At 40.0% G+C, this 20,007-nt stretch carries 14 protein-coding genes; 6 read left to right on the top strand and 8 right to left on the bottom strand.

Translation table 11 applies throughout. From position 1 onward, the window contains the following. Positions 1-467: 467 nt before the first annotated feature. Positions 468-1,508: a LacI family DNA-binding transcriptional regulator gene (locus AC0UA9_RS04035; protein WP_475657384.1), complete on the top strand. Its 1,041-nt coding sequence runs from the start codon at positions 468-470 to the stop codon at positions 1,506-1,508. A 73-nt stretch (positions 1,509-1,581) separates the two neighbouring features. Here AC0UA9_RS04035 and tal read toward each other — a convergent pair whose 3' ends face one another. The 3 genes from tal to xylB form a co-directional block, all read right to left on the bottom strand. Further along, positions 1,582-2,550, bottom strand: a complete 969-nt coding sequence (gene tal / locus AC0UA9_RS04030) for a transaldolase (protein ID WP_475657381.1) — start codon at positions 2,548-2,550, stop codon at positions 1,582-1,584. A 128-nt stretch (positions 2,551-2,678) separates the two neighbouring features. Then, a complete protein-coding gene (gene xylA, locus AC0UA9_RS04025; RefSeq protein WP_475657379.1) occupies positions 2,679-3,998 on the bottom strand; it encodes a xylose isomerase in 1,320 nt (439 codons plus the stop codon). A gap of 117 nt (positions 3,999-4,115) precedes the next feature. Beyond that, positions 4,116-5,573, bottom strand: a complete 1,458-nt coding sequence (gene xylB, locus AC0UA9_RS04020; RefSeq protein ID WP_475657377.1) for a xylulokinase — start codon at positions 5,571-5,573, stop codon at positions 4,116-4,118. 485 nt (positions 5,574-6,058) lie between these two features. Between xylB and AC0UA9_RS04015 the strand changes: the two genes are divergently transcribed. Then, on the top strand, positions 6,059-7,297 hold the full coding sequence (locus AC0UA9_RS04015) for a DEAD/DEAH box helicase (RefSeq protein WP_475657375.1): 1,239 nt from the start codon (positions 6,059-6,061) through the stop codon (positions 7,295-7,297). 195 nt (positions 7,298-7,492) lie between these two features. Here the strand turns inward: AC0UA9_RS04015 and AC0UA9_RS04010 are convergent, their stop codons facing one another. From AC0UA9_RS04010 to fldB, 5 genes are all read right to left on the bottom strand, one after another. Further along, on the bottom strand, positions 7,493-10,372 hold the full coding sequence (locus tag AC0UA9_RS04010; protein WP_475657372.1) for a TonB-dependent receptor domain-containing protein: 2,880 nt from the start codon (positions 10,370-10,372) through the stop codon (positions 7,493-7,495). A gap of 233 nt (positions 10,373-10,605) precedes the next feature. Continuing rightward, positions 10,606-11,676, bottom strand: coding sequence for a FecR family protein (locus tag AC0UA9_RS04005; RefSeq protein WP_475657369.1), 1,071 nt, complete (start codon positions 11,674-11,676; stop codon positions 10,606-10,608). 3 nt (positions 11,677-11,679) lie between these two features. Continuing rightward, on the bottom strand, positions 11,680-12,261 hold the full coding sequence (locus AC0UA9_RS04000; RefSeq protein ID WP_475657367.1) for an RNA polymerase sigma factor: 582 nt from the start codon (positions 12,259-12,261) through the stop codon (positions 11,680-11,682). Positions 12,262-12,424: 163 nt separating this feature from the next. Beyond that, positions 12,425-13,678 carry an ATP-dependent RNA helicase SrmB gene (gene srmB / locus AC0UA9_RS03995; protein ID WP_475657365.1) on the bottom strand — a complete coding sequence of 418 codons (1,254 nt, stop codon included), beginning with the start codon at positions 13,676-13,678 and terminating at the stop codon, positions 12,425-12,427. A gap of 97 nt (positions 13,679-13,775) precedes the next feature. Then, positions 13,776-14,291, bottom strand: a complete 516-nt coding sequence (gene fldB / locus AC0UA9_RS03990; protein WP_475657362.1) for a flavodoxin FldB — start codon at positions 14,289-14,291, stop codon at positions 13,776-13,778. A gap of 216 nt (positions 14,292-14,507) precedes the next feature. Between fldB and AC0UA9_RS03985 the strand changes: the two genes are divergently transcribed. The 4 genes from AC0UA9_RS03985 to lysS all read left to right on the top strand — a co-directional run bounded on the left by AC0UA9_RS03985 (position 14,508) and on the right by lysS (position 19,989). Next, the gene (locus AC0UA9_RS03985; RefSeq protein ID WP_475657360.1) at positions 14,508-15,302 is read left to right on the top strand and encodes a thioredoxin fold domain-containing protein; all 795 of its coding nucleotides are present in this window, start codon (positions 14,508-14,510) and stop codon (positions 15,300-15,302) included. Between the two features lie 29 nt (positions 15,303-15,331). After that, entirely contained in the window at positions 15,332-17,104 is a 1,773-nt protein-coding gene (gene recJ, locus AC0UA9_RS03980) for a single-stranded-DNA-specific exonuclease RecJ (protein ID WP_475657357.1), read from the top strand. 149 nt (positions 17,105-17,253) lie between these two features. After that, a protein-coding gene (prfB, locus tag AC0UA9_RS03975; protein ID WP_475657354.1) for a peptide chain release factor 2 occupies positions 17,254-18,352 on the top strand; the annotation gives its coding sequence in 2 pieces (ribosomal slippage) (positions 17,254-17,328 and positions 17,330-18,352; 1,098 coding nt in all). A gap of 68 nt (positions 18,353-18,420) precedes the next feature. Then, positions 18,421-19,989, top strand: a complete 1,569-nt coding sequence (gene lysS, locus AC0UA9_RS03970; RefSeq protein ID WP_475657352.1) for a lysine--tRNA ligase — start codon at positions 18,421-18,423, stop codon at positions 19,987-19,989. Positions 19,990-20,007 lie beyond the last annotated feature (18 nt).

Raw genomic sequence — 20,007 nt, 5'->3', positions numbered from 1 at the left:
AGGTCGTAGGTTCACTCTTCACAAGATAAGTGCTCCCGCAACCAACTTTTCTCAAGCATAAAGATAAAGGTCGTAGGTTCACTCTTCACAAGATAAGTGCTCCCGCAACCAACTTTTCTCAAGCATACAGATAAAGGTCGTAGCTTCACTCTTCACAAGATAAGTGCTCCCGCAACCAACTTTTCTCAAGCATAAAGATAAAGGTCGTAGGTTCACTCTTCACAAGATAAGTGCTCCCAAAACCAATCTTTCTAATTATCCTAACTTTCCAAATATACAGGCCAAGCTTGTAGGTTCATTTTTGGCAAGCAGCTTTTTTCAATACGTGCTTAGATCTTTGGTTAACGCCCTAAACATTACCTTTTCAATATTTTTAAAAGGATACTGTTGTCATTAAATGATATCGCTACCAAATTTTGTTAAACTATGAGGGATCAAATACGGTCAATAATAGGAACCTAATAGCAGTGAATGAATCTAAACGAGCGAGAATTAAAGACGTAGCTGAAAGAGCTGGTGTTTCAAGCATGACAGTTTCTCGAGTGCTAAGCCAAGATGCCAAGGTAAGCAGTGCTAAAAAAGCGCTGGTGATGGAGGCCGTTAAGGCGCTTAATTACCGCCCTAATGTTTCCGCTCGTCGGTTAGCCAGTAATAAGTCTTTTTTTATTGGTTTGCTGTATTTCGATTTAGATACTTCTTACGTGAGCAAGTTTCTGTTACGTGGCTTAAAAGTTTGCCGAACAACAGGCCATCACTTGGTGGTTGATGAAATTGACGATGATATAGAAAAGTCGTTAGCTTCAGTGCGTGAATTAATTGATGAAACGCGCGTTGATGGCTTAATTTTATTACCGCATGTGTGCGACGATGCTAAATTACTTGAAGTATTAAAAGAAGCGAATATTACCTTTGTTCGCATTGCGCCTGATACACAACTTAGCTTGTCACCTTATATTTGCATGGATGACTACCAGGCGAGCTTCGAAATGACGGAATTATTAATTAAGAAGGGCCATACTAAAATTGGCCATATTATTGGTAACCCAAACCAAGGCGTTAGCCGGTTACGTTATCAGGGGTATTTAGATGCTCTGCGCTCTAATTCAATTATTACACCACCTGAGTATATAGAGCAGGGATTATTTACTTATGATTCTGGCTTAATTGCCGCTAAAAAACTATTAGCGTTAGACGACAGACCAACAGCCATTGTTGCGGCTAACGATGAAATGGCTGCCGCTGTTTTGGCTGCAGCACATCTTGCGAGAATTTCGGTACCTGATGAGTTATCAATATCAGGGTTTGATGACGGTAATGTTGCTGTAACTGTCTCACCTAACTTAACAACGGTTAGGCAGCCTATTCATCAAATGGCTGAATTAGCGATTGATATTATTGCTTCGGGTAAATTTTCAGATTTATCGACAGCGAATAATCGTGAGTTTAGAAATGTGCTTGATTTTGAAATTATTGAACGAGATTCAACGACGCAAGCGCCAACGAAATAAATCGTTGGACTATTCTACTTGGTATAAAAAGACATCTACCCAGGGTTTTTTGGTTATTAACGTGCTAGTAAAGTTATTGCTTAATTAACGCGCTAACCATTTCTTCTAAAATGGCTTGGTCTTTAGCAAAGTTACGAATACCTTCTGATAACTTCTCAACAGCCATCGCATCTTCATTATGTTGCCAAGCAAAACTAGACTCTGTTAAAGGAATTAATGTTTCACGAGACTGGTTTTTAATTTTTTTGGCATCTAGCTTAGTTTCAAGGCTGCCTTGGGTTTCTTGTAATTGGGTTAATAATGCTGGCGAAATAGTTAATAAATCACAACCGGCTAACGCAATAATTTCAGCGGTGTTTCTAAAGCTTGCGCCCATTACTACTGTGCTGTAACCATAAGATTTGTAGTATTCATAAATACGGGTAACTGATTGCACACCCGGATCATCCGCGCCAATAAAGGTTTTACCTTCTTTGGTTTTTTCTTCCTGCGCTTTATACCAATCTAAAATACGGCCAACAAAAGGAGAAATTAACGTCACCTTAGCTTCTGCACAAGCGATAGCCTGAGCCATACTAAATAGCAGTGTTAAGTTACAAGCAATGCCTTCTTTTTCTAATTGCTCAGCGGCTTTAATACCTTGCCAAGTAGAAGCTAATTTAATTAACACGCGTTCCTTATTAATGCCTGCTGCTTGATAAAGCGCAATTAACTTACGGCCTTTTTCAATGCTCGCATTCGTATCGAAAGAAAGCTTAGCGTCTACTTCAGATGAAATACGCCCTGGTATATGCTTTAATATTTCACAACCAAAGTTAACAATTAGCTGATCACACACGTTGTCAATATCGGTTTGACCATCAACGGTTGATTTCGCAATCGCGTCGTCAATAAGGTGTTTGTATTGTGGTAATTTTGCGGCTTGTAAAATTAGCGAAGGGTTAGTTGTTGCATCAACAGGGTTTAATGCTTTGATCGAGTCTACATCGCCACTGTCGGCTACAACCGTAGTGACTTGTTTCAATTGTTCTAATAAGTTCATGTTACTTAACCTTACTTGCTTTAACTAAAAGTCCTTAATACTTACCAATAAAAAGGACTGCTAATGATTAAAATAAATCACGAGCAATCCTTTTATCTCGCAGTATTACAATCGTCTGCTATTTAAAATTACACGTAACGGTTAACAATGTTTTCTAGTAACTCTTGGCGACCAGACTCTTGTTTAGGGTTAATGTTATTTTCCAGTACTAATTTAGATAAACTGTCCAGGCTTTGACCACCCGACATGATGCTTTGACCTAATTCGCCTTTCCAACCGGCATAACGCGCTTCAACAAAATCAGATAAGGGTGCATCTTCAATAAGCTTAGCGGCATTAAGTAACGCTTTAGCCATAGTGTCCATACCACCAATGTGACCAATGAATAAATCATCACGCTCACATGACTGACGACGAAGTTTAGTATCGAAGTTAAAGCCGCCTGTGTCTAAACCACCATTTTTCAAAATTTCATACATCACTAACGTACATTCAGCTACATCGTTAGGGAATTGGTCTGTATCCCAACCGTTTTGCATGTCGCCACGGTTAGCATCAATGCTACCCATAATGCCTTCAGCACAAGCCACAGCAATTTCATGATGAAAGCTATGGCCCGCAAGTGTTGCATGGTTAGCTTCAATGTTTACATGAACTTCGCCAGCAATGCCGTGCTTGTGTAAAAAGCCAGCAACCGTCGCTGTATCGTAATCGTATTGATGCTTAGTGGGCTCTTGTGGCTTAGGCTCAATTAGTAACTTACCTTTAAAGCCAATTTTATGTTTGTGTTCAATCACCATTTTAAGGAAACGTGCGTATTGCTCGCCTTCTTGTGCAAGGTTAGTGTTTAATAATGTATCGTAACCTTCACGGCCACCCCAAAGTACGTAGTTTTCACCACCTAAACGGTGAGTAACGTCCAATGCGTGTTTAACTTGTGCAGCAGCATAAGCGTAAAGGTCTGGGTTAGGGTTAGTCGCACCACCGGCACAAAAACGTGCATTTGAGAATAAGTTAGCCGTACCCCATAAAAGCTTAATACCAGTACGCTTCATTTCTTTTTCAAAAATACCAACAATGTGATCTACATTGTCGTGGAACTCTTGTAATGTTTCGCCTTCAGGCGCGATATCTGCGTCATGGAAACAAAAGTAAGGTACGCCTAGTTTTTCGAAGAATTCAAATGCGACTTTTGCTTTTTGTTCAGCCAGTTCTAATTGGTTACCTGTTGCTTGGATCCAAGGGCGGTCAAAAGTACCAGCACCAAAGATGTCAGAGCCAGCCCAACAAAAGTTATGCCAGTAACACGCAGCAAAACGTAAATGTTCTTTCATTGTTTTGCCAAGTACTACTTGGTTTTCGTCATAATAATGAAAAGCCAGTGGGTTAGTGCTGTTAGCACCTTCAAATTTAATTTTGCTTACATTGTTAAAAAATTGTTTAGTCATGGGTTGCTCCTAGTCTCAATTTAATTCGTTGGTTTAATTAATATTGCTTAAGTAATTTGCGTCGTTTAACTGTTGTAGATAAATTTTTATATACAAAGGTTTTAGCCAAATTTACGGCTAAAAATGTGCTTTTAAACTTTGATAAAGTTGTTGGTATTTCTTATGCTGTGCTACGTAGTAACCTTGCATTGCACTGTCTGGTTCAATCACAAAATCAACATCACTGGCAAAACACACTTCACTGGCGGCTAATGTAGTTGCGCCAATTTTAGCTAAACGTGCTGCACCAAAGGCAGGGCCAACTTCTGCGCCTTTACGGTAAGTTAATGGACGATTAAGCACACTTGCTAATATTTTTCCCCATAAAGCACTACGCGCGCCGCCACCAATAACAGATACTTGGTCTATTTGGGTACCAGCAGCCATTAAGGCTTCTTGGCCATCAGCAAAAGCAAAGGCAACACCTTCAAGTACGGCTCTGCCCAGTACGGCTGCATCGGTATTATGGTCAAGACCAAAAAATACGCCTTGAGCATTTGGGTTGTTATGTGGGGTACGCTCACCAGAAAGGTAAGGTAAAAACATTACCGATGAAGGCGTTGAAAAATCTAATTTTTCCACTTCATCAAGTAAGCTTTTTTCGTCGCTAAAGCCAGTTAATTTAGTGACCCAAGTCAAACAACTTGCGGCACTTAGCACTACCGACATTTGATGCCAAGTATTTGGAACACAGTGACAAAAGGTATGTACAGCACTGTCTGGGTTTGGGTTATAGATTTTGTTTGCGACAAAATATACGCCTGAGGTACCTAATGATAAAAAGGCTTCATTTGGGTTAATAACACCAATGCCGGCAGCGCCAGCAGCATTGTCACCACCACCCGCGACTACAGGTACTTCATTAACGCCCCATTGTGCAGCAATTTCTTTATTGAGATGACCTGTAATGTCAGAGCCTTCAAACAAGGTTGGCATTTGCTCAATGGTTAAGTCTGTCGCTGCGAGCATTTCTTTAGACCATTGTCTTTTTTCAACATCAAGCCATAAAGTACCGGCACTGTCAGACATGTCTGAAGCGAAATCGCCCGTCATTAAAAAGCGTAAGTAGTCTTTAGGTAATAAAACTTTAGCCACTTTGCTAAAGTTTTCTGGTTCGTTTTCTTGTAACCAAACTAATTTAGGTGCAGTAAAACCAGGCATAGCAATATTGCCTGTAATAGCACGAGTATTAGGCGCACGCGCTTCAAGGGTTTTACATTGTTGCTCGCTGCGTCCATCGTTCCATAAAATAGCAGGGCGGATAATCGCGTTGTTATTATCAAGCAAAGTCGCACCGTGCATTTGACCAGATAAGCCAATCGCAACAACGCAAGATAGTGCATCGCTGTTTTTAGCTTTTAACGTAGCCATCGCTTCATTCGTTGCTTGCCACCAATCACTTGGCTCTTGCTCAGACCATAATGATGCTGGACGGCTAACATTGAGTGAAGCTGATGCTTGATCAACAATTTTATCGTTGTTATCGAGTAAGATAACTTTTACACCTGAAGTGCCTAAATCAATTCCCAAGTACATAAAAACTCTCTGATGAATCTGTCGCTTTGCTTGTTAGCGCTAACATTATCATCGAGGTAATCATTTAGCAACGCTTTAAGCGCGAATTAATTAATGTTTAACGCGCCTGATAAAAAATTTAGCTAATGTTGTAGTGCTATTGTTTTTACTTGTTTTTACTTGTTTTTACTTGTTTTTACTTGTTTTTTGAATTTTCCGCGTGTTTACTAAGATTTTCGCATGATTTAGCTGCCGATCTTTCTAGCGTTAAATACTGTGTTGTATTTAAAATATAGGTATATTGTGATGTTGGCTTTGTTAGCGGTAACAAGTTTTATGGGGTTTTACTTTTTAACGTTAGTGTTATTCGTTTAATGATAACCATAAGCTATAAGCTTAAACCATGCGCCTAAATCAAAGTTGCCAAAATACCCGCAAAGTATTAGCAGCATATTTGTCGTAAAATCTGGTAAACTTGCGCTCTTACTCTTGTTATTTAAATTGATATGAAATTTTCTAGTATTCCACTAATACAGCCATTACCAGACAACCTAAAAACACTTGAATATACACAGGCAACTGATATTCAAATAAAAGCCATACCCCATATTTTAGCGGGTAGCGATGTAATGGCTCGGGCAAAAACGGGGACAGGCAAAACCGCTGCCTTTGCCTTGCCTATTCTTGATAAACTCATCAGAACACCTAACAGGGTGACTACTTTGTCTGCTTTAGTGCTTGCTCCCACAAGGGAATTAGTGCAGCAAATTTATACCAACTTTAATCAATATAGTGCGAATACCAACCTTAAAATGGCTGCTGTTTTTGGTGGTGTAAGTCTTAAGCCGCAGGTAAGTATTCTCAGGGAAGGCGTTGATGTACTCGTTGCTACGCCGGGGCGGTTATTAGATTTATTATTTAATAACCATTTGAGCTTAGCAGATGTGTCTTTTTTAGTGTTTGATGAAGCTGACCGCATATTAGATCTTGGTTTTAAAGCGGAGATTGATCGCATCATGGTGCACGTACCAGAAAATAGACAAACCTTATTATTTTCTGCCACCTTTGACGATTCACTGATGAAGTTCAGCAAACGCTTATTAACAGAACCGCAAGTCATTACTATTGATGAGCATACAGCCGTCGCTGATCGTGTTGAGCAGTTGGTCTATACCGTAGATGCCGACAGAAAGCGCGAATTGCTTTCGTATATTATTGGTGCTAAAAATTGGCGACAAGTGCTTATTTTTACTCGCACCAAACAAACCGCAGATGAACTGGCCAAAGAGCTGTGCAAAGACGGCATTAAGGCTCAGTCACTGCATGGTGATAAATCACAAGGAGCGCGAGATAAAGCATTATTAGAGTTTAAAGCAGGAAAAACGCGGGCGCTGGTCGCTACCGATGTTGCTGCACGTGGTATTGACATAGTTGACTTGGCTTATGTTGTTAATTATGAATTGCCTTACGTTGCAGAAGATTATGTGCACCGTATTGGCCGTACGGGTAGGGCAGGTAAGGGTGGCTTAGCGCTTTCGTTAATGTCGCCCAGTGAAGAGTGGTTATTAACCGCGATTGAAAAAATTATTGATGAGCGGTTATTACAACAATGGTTACCGGGTTATGAGCCAGATTTAACTAAAATCAGTACACCTAAAAGAGCAGACAGCAAGAAAACTGCGAGAAATAAAGCGCTAAAAGGCCGCACGAGCCAAAAACGTCATCAGGGTAGGCGAAGAAGGTAGCATACCTTAAGGTAAGGATGTGCCTTGACCATGCTCCGTTCTCCTTAAACGAACAGCTTAAGAACGCTGGTTGTAACTCTTTTTATTAATGGCTTTAAATAAAAAAACCTGAGCCAGGCTCAGGTTTTGAAATTATATTTTACCCGGTTATATGTTGTGTTAGGTTTAAACCTTTCTTAAACTCTAAGTTTTTTACTAAAACTTGTATTCAACACCCGCGTAATAAAATGCCCCATTAAAACCAAAAGGTGCAGAGCGGCGAGAGTAAGTGAATACGCCTGGACTATTCACAATAACGTTACCATTATCATCAACAATAGTCCCCGTACGTGAATTACCAATTTCATTCTTATCAGGGTAAACATCAAAGAGATTATTACCACCAATATTAAAGGATATATTGTCGCTCATTTGGTAATTAACGCGTAAATCTGTTAATACTTCAGCGCCATAGGTTTGTTTGCCGCCGTCAGTTACTGTGTATTCACCGTAGCGGTTAAACGCTAAGTTGATAGTGAAATCACCCAATGAATAGAGACCACTTAAGCTGATACGGTCTTGTGGTTGCCATTCTTCAATAATGGATATGTCTTGCGCTGAAAATATTTTATCAGGAGAAATATCACCTAAGCCACTGTCAGCTGGGGCGAACAAATCAACCACGTCAGTTTCAGTAAAGTTAGCAGCGAAGGTTAAATTTAAATCACCCCCTAACATTTCACCATTCCATGTGGCGATAATGTCGATGCCAGAAGTTTCAGTGTCAGCACCGTTTAAGAAAAACTGACCGCCACCAGCGCCAGCTGCAACTAATGCAGAGTCTAATGCAGAAGATAAGCCTTGCCCCAAAGAATTACTCAATACAATACGGTCGTCAATGTTAATGGAATACCAATCTATGGTTAAATTAATGCTATCCGCAAGTTGAATAACCGTACCTAGGCTTAAGTTTGTTGATTCTTCTTCTTTTAAGTCAGGAATACCAATAGCCTGCGCTAATGCTGAATCATTTCTAAAAGTTCCTACTTGTACAGCAATTTGATCGCCAGTTGGGTCATCGGGGTTGGTTTTAAACTGTGTACTTATATTATTAAAATATAATTGCTGCATTGACGGCGCACGAAACCCTGTACTCATTGCGCCACGAATAGCAACATCTTCAGTTAACGACCAATTAGCGGCCAGCTTAAAGTTGGTGCTGTCACCAAAACCGTCATAATCATCGTAACGCACCGCACCACTCACAATAAAGTCTTCGGTCACCTCCATTTCAGCGTCGGCATAAAAAGAGATAACGTTGCGGGTTTCATCTACCGCCGAAATAGGACCTATACCACCAAAACCTTGTATGCCAGCACTTGTATCAGTGGCATATAAACTTTGCCCTAAAACGGTATCGTAGTCTTTATAAGAGTATTCATCGCCAGGGTGTATTTTATAAGTGTCGGTACGAACTTCAGCACCCATTGCTAGTGAAAACAAATCAAAATCTTGCGTGTAATCAAGGTTTAATGTTGATAAAGCAAGCTCTAAACCATAAGCATAAGCTTTTCTTGGCACAGAGTTTCGTATTGCATCGGGTGTAATATCGGCGTAAGAGCCATCGGTATTATATTGTAACGCATTAGCATAAGATGAATTGATTGAATCGCTGGTTGTATAGTCAATGTTATTTTGGCCATATGTATAAGAAAAATCTAAACTTGCGCCATTGTCAAATTCAGTTTGATAACCAAAGTTATACGAAACATCTTTAATATCAGAATTTATTTTGGGTAAAAAACCCATTGGCACAGTGGCATCGCCGTCTAATAATGGTGCGTTACCGCCAGTATTGGCATTATGGCGAAAAAAAGCAGCAGATTGGTTATCGCGTTTTGAATAAGTGATAAAACCATATAATTCCCCATCACCTAGTTCATAACCGGTATTAACTGTTAAACCAAACTGATTTGAGTCGGCATCACCAATTCTAAAAGTATTGCGTGTCGCCGTTGCTTCACGTGGATCACCCAATAGCATATTGCCATCGGCCAATTCAGTACAACCCGAAAATTGACAAGAGCCATGTAAACCAGCTCTGTTAGTATAGCCACGGTCACGAAAATTTAATGTTGTGTTTAAATAGCCCTTATCGCCTAAAGCAAAGCCTTTAGAAACATCGACATTGGTAGTTTCACCATCACCTTCTGAATATTCGCCATAAGATACTGCAACCTTACCACCATCACTTGCATCATTTAACACGATGTTTATCACACCAGCAATTGCATCAGAGCCGTATTGAGCGGCTGCACCGTCACGTAAAACTTCGATGCGCTTAATTGATGAAGCAGGTATGGCGTTCATGTCGGTACCCGCAGTGCCGCGACCTACAGAAGTATTGATATGTATTAAGCTGGCTTGGTGGCGTCGTTTACCGTTAATAAGTACTAAGGTTTGATCTGGGCCTAAGCCACGTAAAGTAGCAGGGCGAAGCGCATCAGTACCATCACTAATGGCAGAGCTTGAAAAATTAAAAGAAGGGGCAATCGCTTGTAACATTCTCCCAACTTCAGTTTGCCCTGTATTGGCTAGTGCCTCAGCAGACAGAATGTCAACTGGTACGGGTAAGTCATCAGCAGAGCGCCCGGCAACTCGACTACCAATAATAGATATCTTTTCAACACTGCTTTCTTGCAATTGTGCTGGCTCTTGCGCAAGTGCTGTTTGACTTGCAGCGCCTAATATAATGGGTATTAAGGCGGCTTTTACTGTGTTATTTTTCATTGTTGTTATCCCTCTATAGTGTTTATCAACTTGAATACTGAGTTGACCTGAGTTATTAACAACAGCAATTAAGCCAGAGCCTTGTAATAATTTTTTTAGACCTGAACTTACTGAATAATAGCCTTTTAATTTATTTGCTTGGTATTGTTTAGTTAAATCAAACGAAAAAATAATCGTTCGGTTCGCCTTTTGTGCAAATGAGATTAATGCCTGATCAGCTCGCTGTTTGTTAATATCAAAGCGCATTAAGCTATCAGCGGCCGCCTGAAAGGCTAATAAGAGACTTGTTAGGCAAATAACAAACATTACTAGTAACTTTAGGGGCTTAACTGATAGTTGACATTGGCGAAAGCTATTTTGCCAATGACGCAATAGTAATAGACAAGTGGGCAGGAGAAATCCTCTATCGTTTCTTATTATATTTTAACGATTATTTAAGTTTTTATTAACATTAAGCAAGATAAGGATAAACTAAGCTAAATTATCCTAAATAGCCAGTAAAAAAATGGCGCATGTAGGGTGCATAGCACTAGGTGTTTTTATTGAGTTAAGGTAAGTAATATTGTGTTATTCGCGCTTTTAGCATAACTGATATTAAAGTTACTTTTAAGGGAAGCTAGCAAGCCGTCTATATCATTTGCTTTAAAGTAGCCTGAAACTTTGATATTAGCGACGTTTGCATCAGATATTTTAAAGTGTCTGGCAGTGTATCGGCTAACTTCAGTGAGGGCGCTGGCCAGGGGTTCACCATCGAAAATTAGCATGCCTTGTTGCCAGGCTAAATCACGTTGTATTTGGTCTAGTGAAACTTTTTTAACCGGCCCAGCAGACTGTTTTGTTATAACGGTTTTCTCGCCCGAAGTCACTATAATACCAGGTAGCACAGTTTTACTTGTCGTGTTCTGGCTATTTAATAAAGTCTGCTTAATCACGGCTAGCGTTTCACTCGCTTTAGTAATTAAAACACTGCCCTCGGTTACCATTAGCTCAATATTATTAGCATGACTTCTTTTAACATTAAAAATAGTCCCTAATGCCGTGAAAGATTTTTGCCCAGAGGTAACGGTAAAAGGACGCGATAGCTCTTTAGCAATATCAAATTTTGCTTCACCCTGTATTAACGTTAGCTGACGATGCGACGGTGTATAAGTCACGTTAACAATACTGTTGGTGTTTAATTGGATATGAGAACCATCAGCTAGTGTAAAATTATTTTGTTCTCCAATGTCGGTTGTTAATGTTATATTTTGCGTTAAAGACTGCTCATTTAACGAAGGAATAAAGGGTAAGAAAGCACGATCCATTAAGGCATTAGTCGTCAGTAAAGCAATAATGGCCATACTTGCTGCTAATGCCAAAGGGTAGAGTTTTTTTTGTGAATTTTTTGCTTTGTCTAACGGAAATAAATTGCTTAACTCATTAAGGACACACAGATCGTCCCAAAATGAGGCCATTTCTATTAAGGTATTATAATGGGTAATGCTTTGATCACACCAAGCAATTAACGCTTGCTGCTCTGGTAAGGTAAGGCCGCGATCAATACGGCTGATCCACAGGCTGGCTTGCGCTTGAATATTTGTTTTCGTATGAAATTGCCTTACATTACTCATAGTCTACTCGTTTACTTTTTTATGCTTTCTCGTGGTGCTAGCAGGCGTTTTCGCTATTTCGGTTTGACCCTCTTGCGCACGTATTTGTTCCATATATTGTAAACTTTTTAATAAACCTTGCGCGACATGCTTTTCCACGGTGCTTTCGCTCAATTGTAGGTATTGTGCTATTTCTTTTTGGCTAAGGCCGTACACTTTTTTTAGAATAAAACATTTACGTACAGTGCCAGACAATTGCTCTGTCGCCCGACAAAACGCTAAAAAACGCTCTTTAGACTGATAGTCGTCTTCAAGGTGGTTGCTATTTAATTCGACAGGTAACTCAACAAAATCCTCTATTGAGTCATTAAATTTGTTATCCCATTTGGCGTTATGGTTGTAAGCGATATTTTTTGCTGTTTTAAGCATATAACTACGCACATATTTAATTTCTTTTGTTAAGTTAGCTTCGTAACTGCGTACAAAAGTTTCTTGCACAATATCGTCTATGTCGTCAGGTTTTACAAGGTGGCTAATAAACCCCTTTATCGTCTGTCGATAATTGATAAAGGTATCGATTAGTTTATTATAATTATTTCGGCTCATCATCATCACTAGCAATAAAAGTTATTACGTCGTTGTAAAATACTTACTTAAGTATTTTAATGTACTTAGTTTAGTGTACTGAGTAATGAGCGATTAGCTAGTTAAAATGTTGAAATTTTTAATTGCGCTTAAGCCTTAAGCCTCAGCGCTTAGAAATTTAACGTTAAGTTTTAGGCTTACTTTTTTTAGCTTTTTTCTTCGATTGTTTTTTAGCTTTGGCTTTTTTTTGTGCGCTAGTGAGTTTTACTTTGGCTTTTTTATTTGCGACTTTAGCCTCTTTGTTTTTAGGGCGAAGCTCGTCAATCACTCTTCGTGGTAAACGTTCGTCTTGGTAGCGCTCAATTTTTCCAATAACGGCCATATCGTGCGCTTCAACTAATGAAATAGCGGTTCCTTTTGCGCCAGCACGACCGGTGCGGCCAATTCTGTGTATGTAAATGTCGACTTTGCGTGGCATATCAAAATTGATAACATGCGTAATGTCGTCAATGTCTAACCCACGTGCAGCAACGTCTGTGGCTACTAATACCTTTACTTCACCTTGTTTAAAACGCTCAATGGCTTGATTACGTTTATCTTGTAGCATTTTACCCTCAAGCCAAACACAGGGTAATTCTTGCGCATACAACTTGCCAGATAAATACTGCACAGTTTCACGCTTGTTAGCAAAAACTACCGCTCGGTCTACCTCTGCTTGTTTTAAGGTATGTACTAATAAATCGAGTTTATGTGTTGCACTGTCAGCTAGATGTAACCACTGGTGTATTTTTGCTTTTTCTTTACGTGAGGGCGCTGATTCTAAAAACTCAGGCTCAGTTAATACTTCCTTGGCAAACCGGGTAACACCACCACTTTCGAGTGTGGCTGAAAAAAGCATGGTTTGTTTACGCCAGCGAGCTTCGCCGACGATGCGGTTAATTGTTTCGCTAAAGCCCATGTCTAACATGCGATCAGCTTCATCAAGCACTAATATTTCTATGTCGCGGGCATCAAATTGCTCATTTTCTATGTACTCTAATAAGCGCCCCGGTGTCGCAACCAAAATATCAGTTGTACTGTTTAAAATATCATGATGACTACCATAATTAACGCCACCGGTGATCACCCCTGTTTTAATTTTCGTTAGCTTAGTGAGGTTTTCACAATCATCACCAATTTGAATGGCTAATTCACGGGTTGGGGTTAAAATTAATACTCGAGGAAAGCCCGGTTTAGTGCGGGGGTAGTCAAGTAAGTGTTGGGCGATAGGTAACAAAAATGCCGCCGTTTTGCCTGTACCTGTTGGCGCAGAAGCAAGTATGTCTTTACCTGTCATGGCATTGGGAATCACCAACGCTTGAATTGATGTGGGTTTTTTATAACCAAGCGCTTTAACATTGGCTAATAATTCAGAGTCGAGATCAAATTGCTCAAACATATATGATTGTCACTAATTTTGTAGATTAATATTACTATGGCGCTAGTATAGTGGTTTTCGGCTTGACTGTAACTAACTTATCTTATTATGCTAACGCTTAGCTTTGGCTATATTCTTCTAATATCTGTTCACACCACTGGTTAATTCTATCTTCACTAAGCTGATATTGGTTGTCTTCATCAAGCGCTAAGCCGACAAAATGCTGTGTGTCGTCAGTGAGCGCCTTTGAGGCAGCAAATTCATACCCTTTATTAGGCCAATAGCCAATAAGTTGCGCGCCTTGGCTAATTACTTGTTCATGCAACATACCCAGTGCATCTTGAAACCACTCGGTATAACCTATTTGGTCGCCCATCCCATATAAAGCGACTGTTTTACCAGTAAGATCAAGGTCGTTAATATCAAGCCAAATAGACTCCCAGTCTTCTTGAATTTCACCATAATCCCAAGTGGAAATTCCTAAAATGATAAAGTCGTAATCAAGGCAGTTAAGTAAAGGCGTATCTTTTATATTATGCAGCACCACAAGTTCATCGCCTATGGTTTCTTGAATTTTCTCGGCTGCTATTTCGGTATAGCAAGTCGTAGAGCCATAGAATAAGCCAATTTTCATATTGAGTTTGCCTAAAGTGTAAGAATAGATGTGAATTGCCATGATCTTAACAAAAGCATTTAGTACAATTCAATTTATTGTTTGCAAACTTGTGCTATCGGCTGTAATTTCATTGGCAGTAAAGCGGTCTAGCTTGTTATATAATACTAAATGTAACGTACAACCCTCATTTGGTATGATTTTTTACTCAAAGAGAATAATTTAGGAAAATAAAGTATGTTTAAAAAGTTATTGGTTATTGGTGGTGTCGCAATTGTTGCTGCTAGTGTGTTTTTTTCAATAAATCAACCCGCAGTGGCAAACAACCCTGCAACCTCAAATGCCGCTTCTAAGTCAGTAGCTCAAAAACTAAATGTTGATTATCTCAAAGAAAAAATTCAGGCAAAAGTGGGCTTAGTGGTCGACAAAGTAGAAGAAACACCAGTGCCAGGTATTGCCTTACTTGTGACTAATCAAGGGCTATTTTATGCCAGTTATGATGGTGACTATCTTATTCAAGGTAAAGTGTATAGCTTAGTTGATAAAGTGACTGATTTGGCAGAAGCGAGCTTAGCAAAAGTACGTTTGGAAGGCGCAGCAAACTTTAAAGACGATATGATCACGTTTAAAGCAAAAAATGAGAAATATGTTGTCACCGCATTTACTGATATTACGTGTGGTTATTGTCGTAAAATGCACAAACAAATGGATGAATACAATGAGCTTGGCATTACCTTTCGTTATCTAGCATTCCCACGTGGTGGTGTTAAAGACCAAGTGGGTAATTATACGCAGGGCTTTAAAGATTTGCGTTCAGTATGGTGTAATGAAAACCCCGAAGAGGCAATGACCAAGGCAAAAAATAGTCAAAATGTTGCTTACCGTGTTTGTGACAAGCCGATTGAAGCACAATTAAATTTTGGCCGTCAAATTGGTGTTAATGGTACCCCAGCACTTATTTTATCAAATGGCATGTTAATACCAGGTTACCAAGAGCCAAAACAGTTAGAGCGACTGTTAAAAAGTATTTAATTTGTCGTATTGGCTAAAGAGTTGTCTGTATGAAAAAAATCATCCGCCGTGAGCATGCCAATGATGAGCACTTACCTGATACTTTACCGCCCATTATTAAACAAATTTATGCTTGTCGCGGAGTTGAGTCTGCGCAGCAACTTGATTTAAAGGTTGCTAACTTACAAGGAATAAATGTTGAACAAGGGAATGGCCAAGCATTAAAAGGCTTAGATGCTGCCAGCGCTTTATTATATCAAGCGCTGCTTAGTAAAACCCCAATTGTTATAGTGGGCGACTTTGATGCCGATGGCGCAACCAGTACCGCCTTAATGATGGTTGCCCTGTCGTTAATGGGCAGTACTCATCATTCGTTTTTAGTGCCTAACCGCTTTGAATATGGTTACGGTTTAACACCGGAAATTGTAGATATTGCCGCCAGTCAAGGGGCAAAAATGCTTATCACGGTTGATAACGGCATCAGCTGTGTTGCTGGTGTTAATCGTGCGAAGGCCTTAGGTTTAAAAGTAATTGTGACCGACCATCATTTACCTGGGCATGAGTTACCCAACGCAGATGCTATTGTAAACCCAAACCAAGTGGGCTGCTTATTTCCCAGTAAATCACTTGCTGGTGTTGGCGTGGCTTTTTATGTCATGTTAGCACTGCGCAGTTATCTTAGAGAAAAAGGCTACTTTGTCAGCCAACAAATTGATGAGCCTAACATTGCCCAATTACTCGATTTAGTTGCGCTAGGGACGGTTGCTGATGTAGTTTCCCTTGATAGTAATAACCGCATTTTAGTTGAGCAAGGGTTAAAGCGTATTCGCGCAGGGCAAACGCGTCCGGGCATTCAAGCTTTAATTGAAGTAGCAAATAAAAACCAACAATCATTAGTTGCCTCAGACTTTGGCTTTGCACTGGGGCCAAGAATAAATGCCGCTGGACGTTTAGATGATATGTCTTATGGTATTAACTGTTTACTCGCGCCAGACTTAATGAGTGCAAGGGCAATGGCTGCTGAGTTAGATGCTTTAAATAAAGCACGTAGAGAAATTGAGCAGGGCATGCAACTAGAAGCTGAGCGTATATTTACTTCATTAAACTTTGCAGAGCATAACTTACCTAGTGCCATTGCCCTTTATCAAGAAGACTGGCACCAAGGCGTTATTGGCATTGTTGCTGGCCGTTTAAAAGAAAAGTATCACCGGCCATGTATTGTTTTTGCTAAAGGCAAAGAAACCGAGCAAACCACTACTGAGCAACAAGAAATAAAAGGCTCAGCACGCTCTATTCCCGGTTTACATATTCGTGATTTATTAGAGCATATCGACAGCCAAAATCCGGGCCTTATTTTAAAGTTTGGAGGCCATGCGATGGCAGCCGGGTTATCGATTTATCAGCATAACTTTGCTAAGTTTCAGCAGGTGTTTAACACCTTGGCAAAGCAATGGCTTAAGGCGGAAGACTTAGAACGCATTATTTTATCTGATGGTGAATTAAGCACTAAAGACTTAACGTTAGCCTTTGCAGAGCAATTAAGAGCAGCAGGTCCTTGGGGGCAAAACTTTCCAGAGCCCTTGTTCGACGGTGTGTTTTCTTTAGTGCAGCAACGTATTGTTGGCGAAAAACACCTTAAATTAGTGGTAGAAAAGGAAGGAGAAGTGTTTGACGGTATCGCCTTTAATGTTGACATTAAAGCTTGGCCAAACCCGCAAGCAAAACAAGTGCATTTAGCCTATAAACTCGACGTTAATGAATTTCGTGGTAAGCGAACCGTCCAGTTAATGGTTGAAAACATCATGCTAACAACAGATTGTTAACTCAATTAAAGTCTTAAAACAGCACCTTTTAGTCGTTTATTTACGCATCTTTTTACGCTACAATGCGCCACTATTTTTTACTGTTTAGGCCGTTAAAATAAGCAATACCAAGCTTATCGTATGGCGTGAAGGACCGGTTCAAAAAACTTATGTTTGAAGTTAATCCGATAATCAATAAATTAAAAGAAATCCGCGAACGAGCAGACTTGCTTCGGGGGTACCTTTGACTATGACGTTAAAGCAGAGCGTTTAGTTGAAGTTACACGAGAATTAGAATTGCCCGATATTTGGAATGAGCCTGAACGTGCGCAAGCACTGGGTAAAGAGCGCAGTTCATTGGAAGCAGTGGTGAATACTATTGTGGAGCTTGAAACCGGCTGTGACGATATTGAAGAGTTAGTCGCGCTTGCGCTAGAAGAAGAAGATCAAGAAACCTTTGATGATGCGCAAACTGAAGTAGATGTATTAGATGCGATTTTAGCCAAGCTAGAATTTCGTCGTATGTTTAGTGGCGAACAAGATGCTAACAATTGTTATTTGGATATTCAATCGGGCTCAGGCGGTACTGAAGCACAAGACTGGGCTGAAATGCTAATGCGTATGTACTTGCGCTGGGGCGAAGCGCACGGTTTTAAAACTGAAATCGTTGAAGTTACCGGTGGTGATGTCGCCGGCATTAAAGGCTGTACCATAAAGTACAGCGGTGAATATGCGTATGGCTGGCTTCGTACTGAAACTGGCGTACACCGTTTGGTAAGAAAATCGCCATTTGACTCGAGTGGCCGTCGTCATACTTCATTTGCCTCAGCCTTTATTTACCCTGAAATAGGTGACAACATTGAAATTGATATTAACCCAGCAGATTTACGAGTAGACACTTACCGTGCATCTGGTGCCGGTGGTCAACATGTAAATAAAACTGACTCTGCCATTCGCTTAACGCATATTCCAACAGGCGCTGTAGTACAATGTCAAAGTGATCGCTCGCAACATAAAAACCGTGCTAGTGCAATGAAGCTATTAAAAGCTAAGTTATTTGAGCTAGAGCTGCAAAAGCAAAATGAAGACAAGCAAGTGCTTGAAGACGGAAAGTCTGATATTGGGTGGGGCAGTCAAATTCGCTCTTATGTATTAGATGACAGCCGCATTAAAGATTTAAGAACTGGTATTGAAAACAGAAATACGCAGGCCGTTCTAGATGGTGATTTAGACAAATTTTTAGAGGCCAGCTTAAAATCTGGCCTGTAACGACGATTTTAACTTAATATTTAATTTAAAATCAAAGATTAATTTACATACACGTAATGAGAAACATAATGACTGACAATGCAAAAGATAGCCAAACGTTAGCCCAAGACGAAAACAAACTGATTGCTGAACGTCGTATAAAGCTAGAAAAAACCCGCTCAAATTGTAGCGCTAATGGCTTTCCTAATGATTTTAACCGTGAACATTTCGCGGCTGACATTCAAGCAGAGCATGGCGAAAAAACTAAAGAAGCGTTAGCAGAATTACAGGTAACTTATGCTATTGCAGGTCGAGTTATGGCTAAGCGCGGCCCATTTTTAGTACTGCAAGACATGTCGGGGCGCATTCAAGCTTACGCTGATAAAACAGTACAAAAAGAGATCAGAGAAAAAACTGGGAGCCTAGATATAGGTGATATTGTTGGCGTACGTGGCGTGTTAAATAAGTCAGGCAAGGGGGATCTATACGTAAATATGGATCACTACCAATTATTGACAAAATCGTTACGTCCGTTACCTGAAAAGTTTCATGGTTTATCTGATCAAGAAATGAAATACCGTCAACGTTATGTTGACTTGATCATCAATGAAGATACGCGCAATACCTTTAAATTGCGCACCAAAATTGTTGAAGGCATTCGCAGCTTCTTAGTTGCGCGTGATTTCATGGAAGTTGAAACGCCAATGTTACAAGTTATCCCTGGTGGTGCAACGGCTAAACCTTTTCAAACGCATCATAATGCCCTTGATATCGACATGTACTTAAGGATAGCGCCAGAGCTTTACTTAAAACGTTTAGTGGTTGGCGGTTTTGAGCGTGTTTTTGAAATTAATCGTAACTTTCGTAATGAAGGCTTATCAACGCGTCATAATCCAGAATTCACCATGATTGAATTCTACCAAGCCTATGCTGACTATAATGACTTAATGAACTTAACAGAAGAGATGTTACGTTCGGTTGCGCAAAGCGTACTTGGCACTACCATGGTGCGTAATACCGTTAAAAATGCAGACGGTGAAGTGGTTGAAGAAAAATTCTACGACTTTGGACAACCATTCCAACGTTTATCTATGGTTGATGCGATCATTAAGTATAGTGAAGAAAAGCATCAAATTAATGAAGCCGCATTACGTGACCCTGAAAATAATTTTGCTGCAATTAAAGCAATGGCAAAAGCGGTTGGTGTGAAAGAGGGAGATGCGGCTAAAGTTTGGGGACCAGGTAAATACATCTGTGAAATTTTTGAAGAAGTGGCTGAACATTTATTAGATCAACCCACTTTTATTACCGAATACCCATGGGAAGTTTCACCATTAGCGCGTCGTAATGACAAAAACCCATTTGTTACTGACCGTTTTGAATTTTTTGTTGCCGGACGTGAATTAGCTAACGGTTTCTCTGAGTTAAATGATGCTGAAGACCAAGCAGCACGCTTTAAAAAACAAGTAGAAGAGAAAGATGCTGGTGACGATGAAGCGATGCATTTTGACGAAGATTATATACGCGCCTTAGAATATGGTTTACCACCAACGGCGGGCGAGGGCATAGGAATTGACCGTTTAGTGATGTTACTGAGCGACTCACCAACCATTAAAGATGTTATTTTGTTCCCGCATATGCGCCCAGAAGTAGAATAAGCTTTTATTTTTACGTTA

It is taken from the genome of Colwellia sp. F1, assembly GCF_056238625.1.
Note: the sequence above shows the minus strand (reverse complement) of the source record. Positions and strands in the feature narration are given on the sequence as shown.